The organism is Pseudomonas sp. R2-7-07, assembly GCF_003852355.1.
Lineage (GTDB): Bacteria > Pseudomonadota > Gammaproteobacteria > Pseudomonadales > Pseudomonadaceae > Aquipseudomonas.
The window spans coordinates 3,972,751-3,990,793 of record NZ_CP027759.1 but is presented as its reverse complement, the minus strand read 5'-3'; the positions used below and the strand labels follow the sequence as shown (position 1 = coordinate 3,990,793).

Genomic DNA, 18,043 nt, shown 5'->3' with positions numbered 1-18,043 from the left:
ATGAAGTACAGCATGGCGGGACTGTTGCTGGCGCTGCCCTTGGGCGCCCTGGCGGCTGAGCCGATCGCGCAAGCGGCTGCGGCACCTGCGGTCGGCAGCGTCGGCGGGCAGTTGACGCAACTGATGCTCGGCCTGTTGCTGGTGGTCGGCCTGATTTTCGTGCTGGCCTGGCTGATGCGCCGCGTGCAGCGTATCGGCCCGGGCAACGCCCAGGTCATCGAGCTGATCGGCTCGCGTGCCCTCGGCCCGCGCGATCGCCTGGTGCTGGTGCAGGTCGGCGAGGAGCAGATCCTGCTCGGCCTCACCCCCGGCCGCATTACCCCGTTGCACGTACTCAAGACACCGGTGGACGCGGCCAAGACCGAGGCCGCCACGCCAGAATTCGCCCAGCGCCTGATGGAATTGCTGGGCAAGGATCAGAAGGATAAGAAGTAATGCGCGTGTTCCTGACGCTCATGCTGTTGCTGGCCGCGCCGATGGCCCTGGGCGCCGACCCGTTGTCGATCCCGGCGATCACCCTGGGCACCAATGCGGCCGGCGCGCAGGAATACTCGGTCAGCCTGCAGATCCTGCTGATCATGACCGCGCTGAGTTTTATCCCGGCGTTCGTCATGCTGATGACCAGCTTCACGCGGATCATCATCGTGTTCTCGATCCTGCGCCAGGCCCTGGGCCTGCAACAGACGCCGTCGAACCAGATCCTTACCGGCATGGCGTTGTTTCTGACGCTGTTCATCATGGCGCCGGTGTTCGACAAGGTGAACCAGCAAGCCCTGCAGCCCTACCTGGCGGAGAAAATGACTGCCCAGGACGCCATCGACAAGGCCCAGGGCCCGATCAAGGACTTCATGCTGTCGCAGACCCGCTCCAGCGACCTCGAGCTGTTCATGCGCCTGTCCAAGCGCACCGACATCGCCACGCCGGACCAGGCTCCGCTGACCATCCTGGTGCCGGCGTTCGTCACCTCGGAATTGAAGACCGCGTTCCAGATCGGCTTCATGATTTTCATCCCGTTCCTGATCATCGACCTGGTGGTGGCGAGCGTGCTGATGGCGATGGGGATGATGATGCTCTCGCCGCTGATCATCTCGTTGCCGTTCAAGATCATGCTGTTTGTGCTGGTGGACGGCTGGGCGCTGATTATCGGCACCCTGGCCGGCAGTTTCGGAGGGGTATAGCGCGATGACCCCAGAAGTTGCCGTCGACCTGTTTCGCGAAGCGCTGTGGCTGACCACCCTGATGGTCGCCGTGCTGGTGGTGCCGAGCCTGCTGGTCGGCCTGCTGGTGGCGATGTTCCAGGCCGCCACCCAGATCAACGAACAGACCCTGAGCTTCCTGCCGCGCCTGCTGGTGATGCTGATCACCCTGATCGTCGCCGGCCCGTGGCTGGTGCAAACCTTCATGGAATACATCCTGCAGCTGTACGGCAGTATTCCGCAGTTGATCGGCTGAGCCGATGCAATCGTTACTGGCCTTGACCGACACCCAGATCAGTACCTGGGTGGCCTCGTTCATCCTGCCGCTGTTTCGCGTCACGGCCATGTTGATGGCCATGCCGGTGTTCGGCACCACCCTGGTACCACGGCGTGTGCGCCTGTATTTCGCGGTCGCGATCACCGTGGTGATCGTGCCCGGCTTGCCGCCGATGCCGCCGGTCAACGCCCTCGACCTCAGCGCGTTGATGCTGATCGCCGAACAGGTCCTGATCGGCGCCATGCTGGGCTTTTCCCTGAGCCTGTTCTTCCAGGCGTTTGTGGTCGCCGGGCAAATCATCTCGGTGCAGATGGGCATGGGCTTCGCGTCCATGGTCGACCCCACCAACGGTGTGTCGGCGGCGGTGATCGGGCAATTCCTGACCATGCTTGTGACCTTGCTGTTCCTGGCCATGAACGGCCATCTGGTGGCGTTCGAGGTCATGACCGAAAGCTTCACCACCTTGCCGGTGGGCTCGGGGTTGGTGGTCAACCATTTCTGGGAACTGGTGGGGCGCCTCGGCTGGGTGCTGGGCGCGTCCTTGCTGCTGGTGTTGCCGGCGATCACGGCGTTGCTGGTGGTCAACATCGCGTTTGGCGTGATGACCCGCGCGGCGCCGCAGCTGAACATCTTCTCGATTGGTTTCCCCTTGACCCTGGTGTTGGGCATGGGGATTTTCTGGGTCGGCCTGGCTGACATTCTCAATCAGTATCAACCGCTGGCGACCGACGCCTTGCAGTTCTTACGTGACCTGGCACGGGCGCGCTGAGCCATGGCCGAGAGCGAGAGTGGTCAGGACAAGACAGAAGACCCCACGGAGAAACGTAAAAAGGACTCCAGGGAAAAGGGCGAGATCGCACGCTCCAAAGAGCTCAATACCGTTGCGACCATGATGGCCGGTGCCGGCGCCTTGCTGATCTACGGCGGTGGCCTGGCGCTGGACTTGCTGGAGCTGATGAAGCACAACTTCAGCTTGCCCCGCGAGGTACTGCTCAACCCGGATTCCATGGGGCTCTACCTGCTGCATTCGGGCAAGATCGCGCTGCTGGCGGTGCAACCGATCCTGATCACCTTGCTGCTCGCCGCGCTGATCGGCCCGGTCGCCCTCGGCGGCTGGCTGTTTGCCGCCAGCAGCATGGCGCCCAAGTTCAGCCGCATGAACCCGGCGGCCGGGCTCAAGCGCATGTTTTCCACCAAGGCCCTGGTGGAGCTGCTCAAGGCCTTGGCCAAATTCATCCTGATTCTGTTCGTGGCGTTGTCGGTGTTGTCGTCCGACATCGACGACTTGCTGCGCATCGCCCATGAACCGCTGGAGTCGGCGATCATCCACAGCCTGCAAGTGGTGGGCTGGAGCGCGCTGTGGATGTCTGCCGGGCTGATCATCATCGCGGCCGTGGACGCGCCGATCCAGCTGTGGGAAAGCCACAAGAAACTGCTGATGACCAAGCAGGAAGTGCGCGACGAACACAAGGACCAGGAAGGGCGCCCGGAGGTCAAGCAACGCATCCGCCAACTGCAGCGGGAAATGTCCCAGCGCAAGATGATGGCCTCGGTGCCCGACGCCGATGTGATCATCACTAACCCGACCCACTACGCCGTCGCCCTCAAGTACGACCCGGAGAAGGGTGGCGCGCCCATGTTGCTGGCCAAGGGCAGCGACTTTACCGCGCTCAAGATCCGTGAAATCGCCGTGGCCAACGACATTCTGCTGCTGGAATCACCGGCGCTGGCGCGGTCGATCTTCTATTCCACCGACCTCGATCAGGAAATCCCCGCCGGGCTGTACCTGGCCGTGGCGCAGGTATTGGCCTACGTCTACCAGATCCGCCAGTACCGGGCGGGCAAGGGCAAGCGGCCCGATCCGCTCAAGGACCTGCCGATCCCGCCGGATTTGCGTCGCGACTCCTGAAAACGCGCTTTTATGTCTGCCTCTGTGGGAGCGAGCTTGCTCGCGAAAAACTCCGAGTCGCCGCGTTCATCCTGATTTGCGCGTTATCGTTACCCACCTTCGCGAGCAAGCTCGCTCCTACAGGAGGGTGCCCATTACCTGTCAACTTTGACAGTAGCCAATGCGCCGCCTTCACTGTTTGATACAGCGATGAGTCGCGCAGCCATGCGCGGCTCGGGAGGCGGTGATGGATAGGACTACGGTCAAGTGGTTCGATGCGGTCAAGGGCATTGGTTTTATTGCCCGGGATCGTGATGGCAACGCGGTTGCCGTGCAGTCGACAGATGCCAAGTGCGGTGAAGTCCCGCCAGCCGCTCCCACCATGCGAAAACCCCGCAAGCGGAAAAAAACACCGAAAGCCCCTCGCTAGCACCCATGGTCGTTTGCGTCTACCTGTCAACTTTGACAGTAGCCAGCGCCAGCGTCTCGCGGTTCTATTGCACCAGGCACTGCGCGCAGGCTGTGAACGAGATGCAGGGAGAACGGTATTGAAAGTGACCACGGGTACAGTCAAACGTGAGCTGGCCAGGGGCAAGTGGCTGATTGCGCTGGATGACGGGCATGACTGCGTCTTTATCGATTGGAGCGATTGGCGGGGGGCTGCACTGTCGATTGGTAAGAAGTTAACGTTTCAAATGATCCATAAACCCCAGGGCGTTTATGCGCTCCCCGTCAGCGCGCGTAACGATACCGGGACGGGTCCATAAGTGTGTGGAGAACGGCAATGGCAACTGGCACTGTGAAATGGTTTAACGCGGAGAAGGGCTTTGGTTTTATTACACCGGATGATGGAAGCGCGGATGTTTTTGCTCATTACTCGGCAATTCAGACGGGAGGATATAAAAGCCTGCAAGAAAATCAAAAAGTTGAATATGACCTAGCACAAGGACCAAAGGGGCCTCAGGCCGAGAATATACGGCCTCTTTAAAAGACTACCCGGTTGCAAATGTGGGAGGGGGCTTGCCCCCGATAGCGGCGTATCAGCCACCTGTTCCGGGCCTGACACACCGCCATCGGGAGCAAGCCCCTCCCACATTCGACCTGAGCCACACCCGGTAGGCTGCGTCGCTTTGCCAGTGGCGAGCCTGGCGCTTCAGCGCGTGGATAAAACGGGCGTTGCACATTGAATTCGTTGAGCGAATCAAGGAGGGCAGTGATGGCTACGGGAGTGGTCAAGTGGTTCAACTATGAAATGGGATGTGGCGGGATAATGCCCGATGACGCAGGCGCAGAGGTATTTGTCCACTATGTCGATATTCCAGGCGGCCCGTTCAAGGTCCTTGTGCCAGGCCAGAAGGTCAGCTATGACGTGGTCCAAAGCGCCAAGGGCCCGAGAGCCATACATGTCGAATCGGCCTGTCAGCATACTGTGTTTGATGAGCATCGCTGGCGGTGGAGTTGAGCGGGAAAGCAGAGGCTTGGTACGGGGCGCAGCGTTTGCAGCGATGTGTACACACACATCCAAATGTGGGAGGGGGGCAAGCCCCCTCTTATCAAACTTAAAATAACTCGCTGATTTTAAAGGATTAATTTTTCAGTTAAAAACTGAAATTTCACATTCAAAGATCGTTCCCACGCTCCTGCGTGGGATTGCAGCCCGTGACGCTCCGCGTCACCTGTGCGCAATCGCCGAAACTTGCAGCGCTTGGCGGGACGCGGAGCGTCCCAGGAGGCATTCCCACGCAGAGCGCGGGAACGATCACCTCAGCGCCAAGAATATTTGTAGGCGCCCCCAGTTTGCTGCGCGACAGCGCTACGTCGAAGAGGTAGTGGGGCCTCCCACATTGAGTGCGTGTTATCAGTGGTTTTAGGCTGTCGTCAGCCCGATGCCACGCGATCAGCCAGTAACTGCGCCAGATTGATCAACTGCGCAATGCCGAGCAATTCCTCTCGTTTAGAGCCCTCCAGGTCAAAGGCCAGGTCGCAGCTCAAGGCATTGGCCGAGGCGAGGGTTTCGCTGAGGTTGACCAGCAGGTCTTCGGTGCTGATGCCGTCAGCTACGGTAAACAGCCGGATGGGGGGATTTGGGGTGGGTTTGATCATTGTGACTATCCTCGGTAAAGGTGGAACTGCCGCTGATCGCCGCGACGCGATGGAGGGTGGCAGCTGTGCGCAGGTTCGCGGACCGGTTACCAAGGAACCCGGCATACCCGAAGGTATCCCGCGCACAGCCACCATAAGGGCCGCACAGTAGACGACAAAAAATCGCTGACTGAAAGCGGACAATGGCGCTTCTGCGCATTGGTAAACCGGACCGCGACGCCCGTCCGCTGCGTTTGCAGCGGTGTACGGAGACTAGAGAGCGAGTTTCCTAGGGGCAACCCCAAATCCTTGTCAGAAATTTCCTCAGTAGCAACAGCTGTACATCAATTCAAATGTGGGGGGGGCTTGCTCCCACATTTGACCTGGATTTTCACTTCGATAAGCTCCGTTGACTGTCGAATCGTCACGGCTGCGCCACTCGTCGGCCCCATCAACTATCTGTCAACTCTAACAGTGGTTCTGCCTGTTTTTTTGCGATTAGATGAAATTGCGATGCCGCACGCTGGGTGCGGTGTGTTGAGTCAGGCAAGGAGAATCATCATGGCGACAGGCACGGTGTATTTTTTTAACACGGCTAAGGGTTTTGGATTTATCACTCCAGACGGCGGAGGGGCTGATGTATTTGTACATATCGAAGATGCTCTAGCCTCAGGTATTCAGTCTTTCACGAAGGGGCAAAGGGTATCGTACGAGCCCGGTACCGATAAAAAAACTCTAAAACCAAAGGCTACTGAGCTTAAGCTGATTTAAGCATTGATCGGCGATAGAAACTGCCCCTGGTATTTCCTCCAAGCAAAGTTGGAAGGCTTCTTGCAATACCGCCTGCAGGACGCCCCCCAGCGTCAAAACTTTGCTTCAAGGACACGAGGAAGACCGGTGGTAGATCGCTCTCAAATGCTCAGCACGGCCCGTGGCACCCTGACTGACCTGTCGCGGGGCAACCTGGGCGTGCCGTTGTTGTTGCTGGTGATGCTGGCAATGATGATGTTGCCGATGCCGCCGTTCCTGCTCGACGTGTTTTTCACCTTCAACATCGCCCTGTCGGTGGTGGTGCTGCTGGTGTGTGTGTACGCCCTGCGGCCATTGGATTTCGCGGTGTTCCCGACCATCCTGCTGGTGGCGACCCTGCTGCGCCTGGCGCTGAACGTGGCGTCCACCCGCGTGGTGATGCTCCACGGCCAGGACGGTCACGCCGCTGCCGGTAAGGTAATCCAGGCCTTCGGTGAAGTGGTGATCGGCGGTAACTACGTGGTCGGTATCGTGGTGTTCGCGATCCTGATGATCATCAACTTCGTGGTGGTCACCAAGGGCGCCGGGCGGATTTCCGAGGTGAGCGCGCGGTTTACCCTGGATGCGATGCCCGGTAAGCAGATGGCCATCGACGCCGACCTCAATGCTGGCCTTATCGACCAGAACCAAGCCAAGAGCCGTCGCCTGGAAGTGGCCCAGGAAGCCGAGTTCTACGGCTCCATGGACGGCGCCAGTAAGTTCGTGCGCGGTGACGCCATCGCCGGCCTGCTGATCCTGTTCATCAACCTGATCGGCGGCATGGCCGTGGGTATTTTCCAGCACGGCATGACCTTCGGCGATGCGGGCAAGGTCTACGCCTTGCTGACCATCGGTGACGGTTTAGTGGCGCAATTGCCATCACTGTTGTTATCCACAGCTGCTGCGATCATGGTAACCCGTGCTTCGGGCTCCGAAGACATGGGCAAGCAGATCAGCCGGCAGATGTTTGCTTCGCCCAAGGCGCTGGCCGTGGCCGCCGGTATCATGGCCGTCATGGGCATCGTGCCGGGCATGCCCCACGTTTCGTTCCTGAGCATGGCGGCCATGGCCGGCGGCGCGGCCTACCTGTTCTGGAAGAAACAGAATGCGGTCAAGGTTCAGGCCCTCCAGGAAGTCGCCCGCCAGCAGGAATTACTGCCATCCCCGGCCCGCGCCCAGGAAACCAAGGAACTGGGCTGGGACGACGTAACCCCGATCGACATGATCGGCCTGGAAGTCGGTTACCGCCTGATCCCGTTGGTGGACCGCAACCAGGGCGGCCAATTGCTGGCGCGGATCAAGGGTGTGCGCAAGAAGCTGTCCCAGGACCTGGGCTTTTTGATGCCCACCGTGCATATCCGCGACAACCTCGACCTGGCCCCCAGCGCCTACCGCCTGACCTTGATGGGCGTGATCCTGGCCGAAGCCGAGATCTACCCGGACCGGGAACTGGCGATCAACCCAGGGCAAGTGTTCGGTTCGCTCAACGGCATCACCGCCAAAGATCCGGCTTTCGGCCTGGAAGCGGTGTGGATCGAAGTCAGCCAGCGCAGCCAGGCGCAGTCCCTCGGTTATACCGTGGTGGACGCCAGTACCGTGGTCGCTACCCACCTCAACCAGATTCTCTACAAACACTCCCACGAGCTGATCGGCCACGAGGAAGTCCAGCAATTGATGGGTTTGCTGGCCAAAGCCTCGCCAAAACTGGCCGAAGAGCTGGTGCCGGGCGTGCTGTCGCTGTCGCAGTTGCTCAAGGTGTTGCAAGCCTTGCTCGCCGAACAGGTGCCCGTGCGCGATATTCGCAGCATCGCCGAGGCCATCGCCAACAATGCCGCCAAGAGTCAAGATACTGCCGCGCTGGTGGCGGCGGTGCGGGTCGGTTTGTCCCGCGCCATCGTGCAAAGCATTGTAGGCGTTGAGTCTGAGCTGCCTGTTATCACCTTGGAGCCAAGGTTGGAACAGATATTGCTCAATAGTATTCAGAAGGCAGGGCAAGGCCAGGAAGAGGGCGTCCTGCTGGAGCCAAGCATGGCTGAAAAGCTGCAGCGTTCGTTGATCGAAGCCGCGCAGCGCCAGGAAATGCAGGGCCAACCGGTGATTCTGCTGGTGGCCGGTCCGGTCCGCGCGATGTTGTCGCGCTTCGGGCGCCTGGCAGTACCGAATTTGCACGTGTTGGCTTACCAGGAAATTCCTGACAATAAGCAAGTGACTATCGTCGCGACAGTAGGGCCCAACGGCTGAGGGTAGTGGGTTATGCAAGTAAAGCGTTTTTTCGCCGCCGATATGCGTCAGGCCATGAAGTTGGTCCGCGATGAGCTGGGCGCCGATGCCGCGATTATCGGTAACCGTCGTATTGCCGGCGGTGTCGAGCTGACGGCTGCCCTGGATTACACGCCTCAGGCCCTGGCTCCGCGTGTGCCGAACATGGAGCTCGAAGACGAGCTGCGCAAGACCGCTTCGCGCATCGTCTCGGCCCAGGCCGAACTGAGCATGCGCGGTGACAGCGACGCCACCACCAACCGCCAATTGTTCGCCGGCCTGCCACTGACCGCCGCCGAGCCGCTGGTGGAACCTACGTTTGTCGAGCCGCCACGTCCTGCAGCGCCAGCCCCGGCCGCCGCAGTCGACCAGCGTGTGTTCGATTCGATGCGCTTTGAACTCAACGGCCTGCGCGAGCTGCTTGAAGTGCAGCTGGGCTCGCTGGCCTGGAGCCAACTGCAAGGCAGCAAGCCGCAACAAGCCAACCTGTGGCGCCGGCTGCAGCGCATCGGCCTGTCCGGGCCGTTGTCCCGCGACCTGCTGGCGCTGACCGCCGAAGTCGAAGAGCCGCGCCAAGCCTGGCGCATGCTGCTGGCGCACTTGGCGCGGATGATCGCCACCCCGGAAATCGAACCCCTGGAAGAAGGCGGTGTGATCGCCATGGTCGGCCCCGCCGGCATGGGCAAGACCACCACCCTGGCCAAGCTGGCCGCGCGTTATGTGCTCAAGTACGGCGCATCGAATATCGCGCTGGTGAGCATGGACAGCTACCGCATCGGCGCCCAGGAACAGCTCAAGACCCTGGGCCGTATCCTCAATGTGCCGGTGACCCACGTCGACCCGGGCCAGTCCCTGGCCAATGCCCTCGACCCGCTGCTGCGCAAGCGCGTGGTGTTGATCGATACCGCCGGCCTGCAAGCCAGCGACCCGGCCCTGCGCATGCAGCTCGAAAGCCTGGCCGGACGCGGCATCAAGTCGAAAAATTACCTGGTGCTTGCAACCACCAGCCAGAAACAGGTTCTTACCGCTGCCTATCACAGCTACAAACGCTGCGGCCTGGCCGGTTGCATCCTGACCAAACTGGATGAAACCGCCAGCCTCGGCGAAGTGCTGAGCCTGGCGATCAGTCATGAATTACCGGTCGCCTACCTGACCGACGGGCCGCGGATCCCGGATGATTTGCATCTGCCGCGCCGTCATCAGTTGGTCAGCCGTGCTGTCAGTGTGCAAATGCAAGACGAGCCTAGCGAGGAAGCGATGGCCGACATGTTCGCCGACCTTTATCACAACCCGGCAAAGCGGGTGGGATAAGGCAGGATGAACACCGTGAAATGTACCTACATCGATGGTCTGCAAGCGATACACGCGACCAAGCCATGTAGCCTGCGTCTAAGCAAGACAAGGTAAAGAAATAAAATGGGCAGCATGCATCCCGTACAGGTGATCGCGGTGACCGGCGGCAAAGGTGGCGTCGGCAAAACTAACGTGTCAGTGAATTTGTCCCTGGCCCTGGCAGAGCTTGGCCGTCGCGTCATGCTGCTGGATGCTGACCTGGGCCTGGCGAACGTGGACGTTCTGCTGGGGCTGACACCCAAACACACGCTCGCCGATGTGATCGAAGGCCGCTGTGAGCTACGCGATGTGCTGCTCCAGGGCCCCGGTGGTATCCGCATCGTGCCGGCCGCCTCGGGCACCCAGAGCATGGTGCACCTGAGCCCGGCGCAGCATGCCGGCCTGATCCAGGCTTTCAGCGATATCGGCGACAACCTCGACGTGCTGGTGATCGACACCGCCGCCGGGATCGGCGAGTCGGTGGTCAGCTTCGTACGCGCCGCGCAAGAAGTGCTGCTGGTGGTCTGCGACGAACCCACTTCGATCACCGACGCCTACGCTCTGATCAAACTGCTTAACCGTGACTACGGCATGAACCGCTTCCGCGTGCTGGCCAACATGGCCCAGAGTCCGCAGGAAGGGCGCAACCTGTTCGCCAAGTTGACCAAGGTCACGGATCGTTTCCTCGATGTCGCCTTACAATACGTCGGTGCAGTTCCCTATGACGAGTGTGTGCGCAAGGCCGTGCAAAAGCAGCGTGCGGTCTACGAAGCGTTCCCTCGTTCCAAGTGCGCACTGGCGTTCAAGGCGATAGCCCAGAAGGTCGATACCTGGCCGTTGCCTGCCAACCCTCGGGGGCATCTGGAGTTTTTTGTCGAGCGATTGGTGCATCAGACGAGCGCAGGGCCTGTGCTATGACATCCAGCGGCTACAACCTTTACAAAAAGTCGGCCCGTGACAGCCAGGGCGAGTTGATCGAGCGCTATGCGCCACTGGTCAAGCGCATTGCCTATCACCTGCTGGCGCGCCTGCCCGCCAGCGTGCAGGTGGAAGACCTGATCCAGGCCGGGATGATCGGCCTGCTCGAAGTGTCGACTAAATACGACGCGAGCAAAGGGGCGAGTTTCGAGACGTATGCGGGTATCCGTATCCGTGGCGCGATGCTCGATGAAGTGCGTAAAGGGGATTGGGCGCCGCGTTCGGTACACCGCAATACGCGCATGGTCAGTGACGCAATTCGTGCAATTGAAGCAAAAACCGGTCGTGACGCTAAAGATCATGAAGTTGCGGCCGAACTCCAATTGAGTCTCGACGATTATTACGGGATTTTGAACGATACCTTGGGCAGCCGCCTGTTCAGTTTCGACGACCTGTTGCAGGACGGCGAACACGAAGGGCTGCACGAGGACGGCGCGAGCGCGCATATGGAACCGTCGCGCGATCTGGAAGATGAACGTTTCCAGGGAGCGCTGGCGGAGGCCATTGCCAATTTGCCGGAGCGCGAGCGCCTGGTGTTGGCGCTGTACTACGACGAGGAGCTGAACCTCAAGGAAATCGGTGAGGTCCTGGGGGTCAGCGAATCGCGTGTCAGCCAGTTGCATAGCCAGTGCGCGGCCCGCTTGCGGGGGCGGTTGGGAGAGTGGCGCGCGCGCTGACAGGCAGTGTGGGGACACTGCAGACGCTACCGCGAAGGTTTCGGCCTTCGCGGGTTCGCTCCGTGGTGCCCTGGGCAGTCCTTTTTGTGTAACGCCTGTTGATTGAAGTGGCGCGTCCAGGTGCTGGGCGCGTTTAAGACTGCTTGGAGGTCGAATTGGACAAGAACATGAAAATCCTCATCGTTGATGACTTCTCAACGATGCGGCGGATCATAAAAAACCTGTTGCGTGACCTTGGGTTCACTAACACGGTCGAGGCGGACGACGGCATTACGGCGATTCCGATCCTCAACAGCGGGAGCATCGACTTTCTGGTAACCGACTGGAACATGCCCGGCATGACCGGCATCGACTTGCTGCGTCATGTGCGCGCCGATGAAAAACTGCGCAGCCTGCCGGTGTTGATGGTGACCGCCGAAGCCAAGCGTGAACAGATCATCGAAGCCGCCCAAGCCGGGGTAAACGGCTATGTGGTCAAGCCATTCACTGCCCTGGCCTTGAAAGAGAAGATCGAAAAAATCTTCGAACGCATCGGCCATTGATGCTGCCACGGGGGAGCTATGGACCATAACGAAACGTCACAGGGCGATTTTGAGTCGACCCTGAAAAAACATGCTCACCAGTTGGTCGAATGCCTTGAAAAGGGCCAGTTCGGCGATGCGGTGCAGTTGATCCATGAGCTTAACCAGACCCGTGACCGCGGCCTGTACCAGGAAGTGGGCAAGCTCACGCGTGAGCTGCACAGTGCGATCGTCAATTTCCAGATTGACCCGCGCATGCCCCAGGCCGAAGAAATTTCCCAGATCACCGATGCCACCGAACGCCTGTCCTATGTGGTCAGGCTGACCGAGGCGGCGGCCAACCGCACCATGGACCTGGTGGAAAACGCCACGCCTCTGGTCAATGGCATGGCCAATGAAGCCCAGGCCTTGAGCGTTGACTGGGGCCGCTTCATGCGCCGCGAAGTGGGGGCTGAAGAGTTCCGTGAACTGGCGCGTCGGGTCGACGGTTTTCTGTCGCGCAGCGAACAGGAAAACCGCACGGTGGCCGGCAACCTCAACGACATTCTGCTCGCCCAGGATTACCAGGACCTCACCGGTCAAGTGATCAAGCGTGTGACCCAACTGGTCACCGAAGTGGAAAGCAACCTGCTCAAACTGGTGCTGATGGCCGGCCAGGTCGACCGTTTTGCCGGCATCGAACATGACCGCGAAGCGATCCTCTCGGAAAAAGATCCACAAAAACACCTCGCCAAGGGTGAAGGTCCGCAGATTCATGCCGATAAACGTGAAGACGTCGTATCCGGTCAAGATGACGTAGACGATTTGCTGTCCAGTTTAGGCTTCTAAGGAGCACCCACATGAGCTTCGGCGCCGATGAAGAAATCCTTCAGGATTTCCTTGTAGAGGCCGGCGAAATTTTAGAGCAACTGTCCGAACAACTGGTCGAGCTGGAAAGCCGTCCGGATGATGCGAACCTGCTCAATGCAATTTTTCGCGGTTTTCACACTGTAAAAGGGGGCGCCGGCTTCCTCCAGCTCCATGAGCTGGTGGAGTGCTGTCACATCGCCGAGAACGTGTTCGACATCCTGCGCAAGGGTGAGCGTCAGGTTGACTCGGAATTAATGGACGTGATTCTCGAAGCACTGGATGCGGTCAACGCCATGTTCAGCCAGGTGCGTGAACGTGCACCGGTCACCGCCGCCACGCCGGAACTGCTGGCCGCCCTGGCGCGCCTGGCCGAACCGGCTGCGCAAGCACCGGCTGTGCAAGCCGTGCCTGAGCCAGTGGTGGAAGCCGAGGCGGATGTGACCGACAGCGAGTTCGAGCAACTGCTCGACTCGCTCAATGCGGTCAAGGCCGAGGCTGAAGCACCGGCTGCAACGGCGCCGGTTGCCACACCGACCAGCGAAGACATTACCGACGCAGAATTCGAATCCCTGCTCGATCAGTTGCATGGCAAGGGCCAGTTCGCGGCCGACGCCGTGGCACCGGCGGCTGCGCCAGCGGCACCGGCGGCCAACGCCAGTACCGATATTACCGACGACGAATTCGAGGCGCTGCTCGACCAACTGCATGGCAAAGGCACGTTCGTCGCCGAAGCCTTGCCGCAGGTCGCTGCCACTGCCGCCGTCGCTCCGGCGGCCAGTGCAGCACCTGCCGGTGACGGGTTGATTTCGGATAACGAGTTCGAGGCTTTGCTGGACGAGTTGCACGGCAAAGGCAAGTTCACCGAAGTGGCCCCGGCTCCGGCCGCCGCCGCAGCGGTCGCTACAGCCGCACCGGTTGCCGCCGCCAAAGCCGCAGCGCCGGTCGCCAAGCCAGCGCCTGCACCGGCTGCCGCGCCAGCTCCGGCGCGTCCTGCCGCTGCGCCGGTTGCCGATAAACCTGCCACTGAAGCCGAAACCACGGTGCGCGTAGACACTGCGCGCCTGGACGACATCATGAACATGGTCGGCGAGCTGGTGCTGGTGCGTAACCGCCTGGTGCGCCTGGGCCTGAACAGTGGCGATGAAGCCATGCAGAAGGCCGTGTCGAACCTCGATGTGGTCACCGCCGACCTGCAAACCGCCGTGATGAAAACGCGGATGCAGCCGATCAAGAAAGTCTTCGGCCGTTTCCCGCGCCTGGTGCGCGACCTGGCGCGCCAGCTCAAGAAAGAAATCAACCTGGAACTGGTGGGCGAAGAAACCGACCTCGACAAGAACCTCGTCGAGGCCCTGGCCGACCCGCTGGTCCACTTGGTACGCAACGCCGTCGACCACGGCGTGGAAACCCCGGAAGAACGCGAAGCCTCGGGCAAATCGCGGGGCGGCAAGGTGATCCTGGCGGCGGAACAAGAGGGCGACCATATCCTGCTGTCGATCACCGATGACGGCAAAGGCATGGACCCGGCGATTTTGCGCAATATCGCGGTCAAGCGCGGCGTGATGGACAAGGACGCCGCCGATCGCCTCACCGACACCGAGTGCTACAACCTGATCTTCGCCCCCGGCTTCTCGACCAAGACCGAGATCTCCGACGTGTCCGGCCGTGGCGTCGGCATGGACGTGGTGAAGACCAAGATCAGCCAGCTCAATGGCTCGATCAATATCTACTCGACCAAGGGCCAGGGCTCGAAAATCGTCATCAAGGTGCCGTTGACCCTGGCGATCATGCCAACCCTGATGGTGATGCTGGGCAACCAGGCCTTCGCCTTCCCGCTGGTCAACGTCAACGAGATCTTCCACCTCGACCTGTCGCGCACCAACGTGGTGGACGGCCAGGAAGTGGTGATCGTGCGTGACAAGGCCCTGCCGCTGTTCTACCTCAAACGTTGGCTGGTGGCATCGGCCAAGCATGAAGAGCAGCGCGAGGGCCATGTGGTGATTCTGTCGGTGGGCACCCAGCGCATCGGCTTTGTGGTCGACCAACTGGTGGGCCAGGAAGAAGTGGTCATCAAGCCGTTGGGCAAAATGCTGCAGGGGACCCCCGGCATGTCTGGCGCGACCATCACCGGTGACGGTCGCATCGCGTTGATTCTCGATGTTCCGAGCATGCTCAAGCGTTACGCCGCACGGCGTATTTGATTCTGGCGGGGCAGGGCGGTAGCGCCCGCCCCGTCTAACGGAGTGTTTATGGTAGTCAAGGTCCTGGTGGTGGACGATTCGGGTTTCTTCCGCCGCCGCGTCTCGGAGATTCTTTCCGCCGATCCAACGATCCAGGTAGTCGGCACGGCCACCAACGGCAAAGAGGCGATCGATCAAGCCATTGCGTTGAAGCCGGACGTGATCACCATGGACTACGAAATGCCGATGATGGATGGCATCACGGCCGTGCGTCACATCATGCAACGCTGCCCCACACCGGTATTGATGTTCTCCTCGCTGACGCATGAAGGCGCCCGGGTCACCCTGGATGCGCTGGATGCCGGCGCGGTGGATTTCCTGCCGAAGAATTTCGAAGACATCTCGCGTAACCCCGATAAGGTCAAGCAGATGCTGTGCGAGAAGGTGCACAGCATTTCGCGCAGTAACCGCCGCAGTCTGTTCAGCGCCCCCGCGCCGACTCCTGCGCCTGCACCTGCACCTGTGGCCGCGCCGACATCATCGTTCAGCCGCCCGGCGCCCGCACCCGTCGCTCGGCCCGCGCCGGCAGCGCCTACCCGCGCGGCTGCACCGAGCGCCCATTCGCCCGCGCCCAAGCGCAAGGCCTACAAACTCGTGGCGATCGGTACGTCCACCGGCGGGCCGGTGGCCTTGCAGCGTGTATTGACCCAACTGCCGGCCAACTTCCCGGCGCCGATCGTGTTGATCCAGCACATGCCTGCCGCGTTCACCAAGGCCTTTGCCGAGCGCCTGGACAAGCTGTGCCGCATCAGCGTCAAGGAAGCCGAGGATGGCGACATCCTGCGCCCTGGCCTGGCGCTGCTGGCCCCGGGTGGCAAGCAGATGATGGTGGATGGCCGTGGCGCGATCAAAATCCTGCCGGGCGACGAGCGCCTCAACTATAAGCCGTGCGTGGATATCACCTTCGGCTCGGCGGCCAAGTCCTACGGTGACAAAGTTCTGGCGGTGGTGCTCACCGGCATGGGCGCCGATGGCCGTGAGGGCGCGCGCCTGCTCAAGCAGGGCGGCAGTGCAATCTGGGCCCAGGACGAAGCCAGTTGCGTGATCTACGGCATGCCCATGGCGATCGTCAAGGCTGACCTGGCCGACGCGGTCTACAGCCTGGACGACATCGGCAAGCATCTGGTGGAGGCCTGCCTCTGATGGATGTCTTGAGCCTGATCGGCATCACCCTGGCGTTTGTCGCCATTATCGGCGGCAACTACCTCGAAGGCGGCCACCTCGGCGCCCTGGCCAACGGCCCGGCGGCGCTGATCGTGATCGGTGGCACCGTGGGCGCGGCGTTGTTGCAGGCGCCGGTGAGCTCGTTCAAGCGCGCCATGCAGATCCTGATATGGATCATTTTCCCGCCACGGGTCGACTTGCCAGGCGGCATCGACCGCGTGGTCAACTGGAGCCTCACCGCACGCAAGGAAGGCTTGCTGGGCCTGGAAAGCGTGGCCGATGCCGAGCCCGACAGCTACGCCCGCAAAGGCCTGCAACTGCTGGTGGATGGCGCCGAGCCGGAGGCGATCCGCAGCATTCTCGAGGTGGATTTCTACACCCAGGAAAGCCGCGACATCAACGCGGCCAAAGTCTTTGAAAGCATGGGCGGCTACGCGCCGACCATCGGCATCATCGGTGCGGTTATGGGCCTGATCCACGTGATGGGCAACCTGGCCGACCCTTCGCAACTGGGCAGCGGCATTGCCGTGGCATTTGTCGCCACCATCTACGGTGTGGCGAGCGCCAACCTGGTGTTGTTGCCGGTGGCGAGCAAGCTCAAGTCGATTGCCATGCGCCAGTCCCGTTACCGCGAAATGTTGCTCGAAGGCATCCTGTCGATCGCCGAGGGCGAGAACCCGCGCTCCATCGAATTGAAGCTCCAGGGCTTCATGGATTGATGCACATGGGCATGGGCATGTGGCGAGCGAGCTTGCTCGCGCTGGGCTGCGAAGCAGCCCCACTCCAGGCAACACGGTCTTTCAGACAGGTCGCAGCGTCTGGGTTCAGGGCCGCTTCGCGCCCCAGCGCGAGCAAGCTCGCTCGCCACAATGAAGTGTTCGCTGTTGGTCAGAGAGGGAAGTGCCTGTGAGCCGTCGCCGTCGCGAGCCTGAAGAGCACGTCAACCATGAACGCTGGCTGGTGTCCTACGCGGACTTCATCACCTTGCTGTTTGCGTTTTTCGTGGTGATGTACTCGATCTCGTCGGTGAACGAAGGCAAGTACAAGGTTATTTCCGAAGCGTTGATCGGCGTGTTTTCCGACTCTGATCGCGCGCTCAAGCCTATTCCTATAGGCGATGAACGACCCAAGACCGTGACCCCGGCCAAGCCGTTGGTCAACGACAGCGATGAAACCGCCGCCGGTGTCGGCGGCACCAGCGACCCGCTCAAGAGCATTGCCGACGATATCAGCGCCGCATTTGGCGACCTGATCAGCTCCAACCAGATGACCGTGCGCGGCAATGAGCTGTGGGTGGAGATCGAGCTGAACTCCAGCCTGTTGTTCGCCAGCGCCGATGCACTGCCCAGCGACCAAGCCTTCACCATCATCGACAAGGTGGCAGCGATTCTCAAGCCGTTTGAAAACCCGATCCACGTCGAAGGCTTTACCGACAACCTGCCGATCAGTACGGCGCAGTACCCGACCAACTGGGAATTGTCCTCGGCCCGGGCGGCAAGCATCGTGCGCATGCTCGCGATGCAGGGCGTGAACCCGCAGCGCCTGGCGTCGGTGGGCTACGGTGAATTCCAGCCGGTGGCCAATAACGCCACGCTTGAAGGCCGTGCGCGCAATCGGCGGGTGGTGCTGGTGGTGTCGCGCAACCTGGATGTACGCCGCAGCCTGACCGGCACCGGCACGGCGAATGCAACACCGGATGCGGCGTTGAGGCGCGCTGGCACACAAACTGCACCGGCCCCTGCAAAGCCGCTGGTGCGGGCCAGCTCCGTCAATTCTCCGTCACCGGCTCACTAA

20 protein-coding genes are annotated in these 18,043 nt (G+C 60.9%); 19 read left to right on the top strand and 1 reads right to left on the bottom strand.

What is annotated here, in order from left to right:
• The 8 genes from fliO to C4J86_RS18210 all read left to right on the top strand — a co-directional run bounded on the left by fliO (position 1) and on the right by C4J86_RS18210 (position 4,823).
• Entirely contained in the window at positions 1 to 435 is a 435-nt protein-coding gene (gene fliO / locus C4J86_RS18250; RefSeq protein WP_124367841.1) for a flagellar biosynthetic protein FliO, read from the top strand.
• Positions 435 to 1,178: a flagellar type III secretion system pore protein FliP gene (gene fliP, locus C4J86_RS18245; protein WP_124363771.1), complete on the top strand. Its 744-nt coding sequence runs from the start codon at positions 435 to 437 to the stop codon at positions 1,176 to 1,178. Before fliO ends, fliP begins: the two co-directional genes overlap by 1 nt.
• Positions 1,179 to 1,182: 4 nt before the next feature.
• Positions 1,183 to 1,452, top strand: coding sequence for a flagellar biosynthesis protein FliQ (gene fliQ, locus C4J86_RS18240; RefSeq protein WP_057721355.1), 270 nt, complete (start codon positions 1,183 to 1,185; stop codon positions 1,450 to 1,452).
• 4 nt (positions 1,453 to 1,456) lie between these two features.
• Positions 1,457 to 2,242 carry a flagellar biosynthetic protein FliR gene (gene fliR, locus C4J86_RS18235; RefSeq protein ID WP_124363770.1) on the top strand — a complete coding sequence of 262 codons (786 nt, stop codon included), beginning with the start codon at positions 1,457 to 1,459 and terminating at the stop codon, positions 2,240 to 2,242.
• A gap of 3 nt (positions 2,243 to 2,245) precedes the next feature.
• Positions 2,246 to 3,382 (top strand): flagellar biosynthesis protein FlhB, encoded by a 1,137-nt coding sequence (gene flhB, locus C4J86_RS18230; protein WP_124371415.1) that lies wholly within the window; start codon positions 2,246 to 2,248, stop codon positions 3,380 to 3,382.
• 533 nt (positions 3,383 to 3,915) lie between these two features.
• Positions 3,916 to 4,128, top strand: a complete 213-nt coding sequence (locus C4J86_RS18220) for a hypothetical protein (RefSeq protein WP_256657507.1) — start codon at positions 3,916 to 3,918, stop codon at positions 4,126 to 4,128.
• Between the two features lie 17 nt (positions 4,129 to 4,145).
• A complete protein-coding gene (locus C4J86_RS18215) occupies positions 4,146 to 4,349 on the top strand; it encodes a cold-shock protein (RefSeq protein WP_124371413.1) in 204 nt (67 codons plus the stop codon).
• 228 nt (positions 4,350 to 4,577) lie between these two features.
• The gene (locus C4J86_RS18210; protein ID WP_124371412.1) at positions 4,578 to 4,823 is read left to right on the top strand and encodes a cold-shock protein; all 246 of its coding nucleotides are present in this window, start codon (positions 4,578 to 4,580) and stop codon (positions 4,821 to 4,823) included.
• A 416-nt stretch (positions 4,824 to 5,239) separates the two neighbouring features.
• Here the strand turns inward: C4J86_RS18210 and C4J86_RS18205 are convergent, their stop codons facing one another.
• Positions 5,240 to 5,464, bottom strand: coding sequence for a DUF6124 family protein (locus tag C4J86_RS18205; RefSeq protein ID WP_124371411.1), 225 nt, complete (start codon positions 5,462 to 5,464; stop codon positions 5,240 to 5,242).
• 540 nt (positions 5,465 to 6,004) lie between these two features.
• Between C4J86_RS18205 and C4J86_RS18195 the strand changes: the two genes are divergently transcribed.
• The 11 genes from C4J86_RS18195 to motD all read left to right on the top strand — a co-directional run bounded on the left by C4J86_RS18195 (position 6,005) and on the right by motD (position 18,043).
• Positions 6,005 to 6,214 carry a cold-shock protein gene (locus C4J86_RS18195; RefSeq protein WP_124371409.1) on the top strand — a complete coding sequence of 70 codons (210 nt, stop codon included), beginning with the start codon at positions 6,005 to 6,007 and terminating at the stop codon, positions 6,212 to 6,214.
• 144 nt (positions 6,215 to 6,358) lie between these two features.
• Positions 6,359 to 8,473, top strand: a complete 2,115-nt coding sequence (gene flhA, locus C4J86_RS18190; protein WP_124365188.1) for a flagellar biosynthesis protein FlhA — start codon at positions 6,359 to 6,361, stop codon at positions 8,471 to 8,473.
• A 12-nt stretch (positions 8,474 to 8,485) separates the two neighbouring features.
• A complete protein-coding gene (gene flhF, locus C4J86_RS18185) occupies positions 8,486 to 9,802 on the top strand; it encodes a flagellar biosynthesis protein FlhF (RefSeq protein WP_124363767.1) in 1,317 nt (438 codons plus the stop codon).
• A 105-nt stretch (positions 9,803 to 9,907) separates the two neighbouring features.
• Positions 9,908 to 10,741 carry a flagellar synthesis regulator FleN gene (fleN, locus tag C4J86_RS18180; protein ID WP_003192912.1) on the top strand — a complete coding sequence of 278 codons (834 nt, stop codon included), beginning with the start codon at positions 9,908 to 9,910 and terminating at the stop codon, positions 10,739 to 10,741.
• Positions 10,738 to 11,478 carry an RNA polymerase sigma factor FliA gene (gene fliA / locus C4J86_RS18175; RefSeq protein ID WP_124359259.1) on the top strand — a complete coding sequence of 247 codons (741 nt, stop codon included), beginning with the start codon at positions 10,738 to 10,740 and terminating at the stop codon, positions 11,476 to 11,478. The genes fleN and fliA overlap by 4 nt, the downstream gene beginning before the upstream one ends.
• A 167-nt stretch (positions 11,479 to 11,645) precedes the next feature.
• Positions 11,646 to 12,020, top strand: a complete 375-nt coding sequence (locus C4J86_RS18170; protein ID WP_005790040.1) for a chemotaxis response regulator CheY — start codon at positions 11,646 to 11,648, stop codon at positions 12,018 to 12,020.
• Between the two features lie 18 nt (positions 12,021 to 12,038).
• Complete coding sequence (locus C4J86_RS18165; RefSeq protein WP_124367838.1) at positions 12,039 to 12,827, top strand: protein phosphatase CheZ; 789 nt, start codon at positions 12,039 to 12,041, stop codon at positions 12,825 to 12,827.
• An 11-nt stretch (positions 12,828 to 12,838) separates the two neighbouring features.
• Positions 12,839 to 15,046 (top strand): chemotaxis protein CheA, encoded by a 2,208-nt coding sequence (locus tag C4J86_RS18160; RefSeq protein WP_124371408.1) that lies wholly within the window; start codon positions 12,839 to 12,841, stop codon positions 15,044 to 15,046.
• A 48-nt stretch (positions 15,047 to 15,094) separates the two neighbouring features.
• A complete protein-coding gene (locus C4J86_RS18155) occupies positions 15,095 to 16,228 on the top strand; it encodes a chemotaxis response regulator protein-glutamate methylesterase (RefSeq protein ID WP_124371407.1) in 1,134 nt (377 codons plus the stop codon).
• Positions 16,228 to 16,968 (top strand): flagellar motor protein, encoded by a 741-nt coding sequence (locus C4J86_RS18150; protein ID WP_124363763.1) that lies wholly within the window; start codon positions 16,228 to 16,230, stop codon positions 16,966 to 16,968. Before C4J86_RS18155 ends, C4J86_RS18150 begins: the two co-directional genes overlap by 1 nt.
• A 187-nt stretch (positions 16,969 to 17,155) precedes the next feature.
• The gene (motD, locus tag C4J86_RS18145) at positions 17,156 to 18,043 is read left to right on the top strand and encodes a flagellar motor protein MotD (RefSeq protein WP_124363762.1); all 888 of its coding nucleotides are present in this window, start codon (positions 17,156 to 17,158) and stop codon (positions 18,041 to 18,043) included.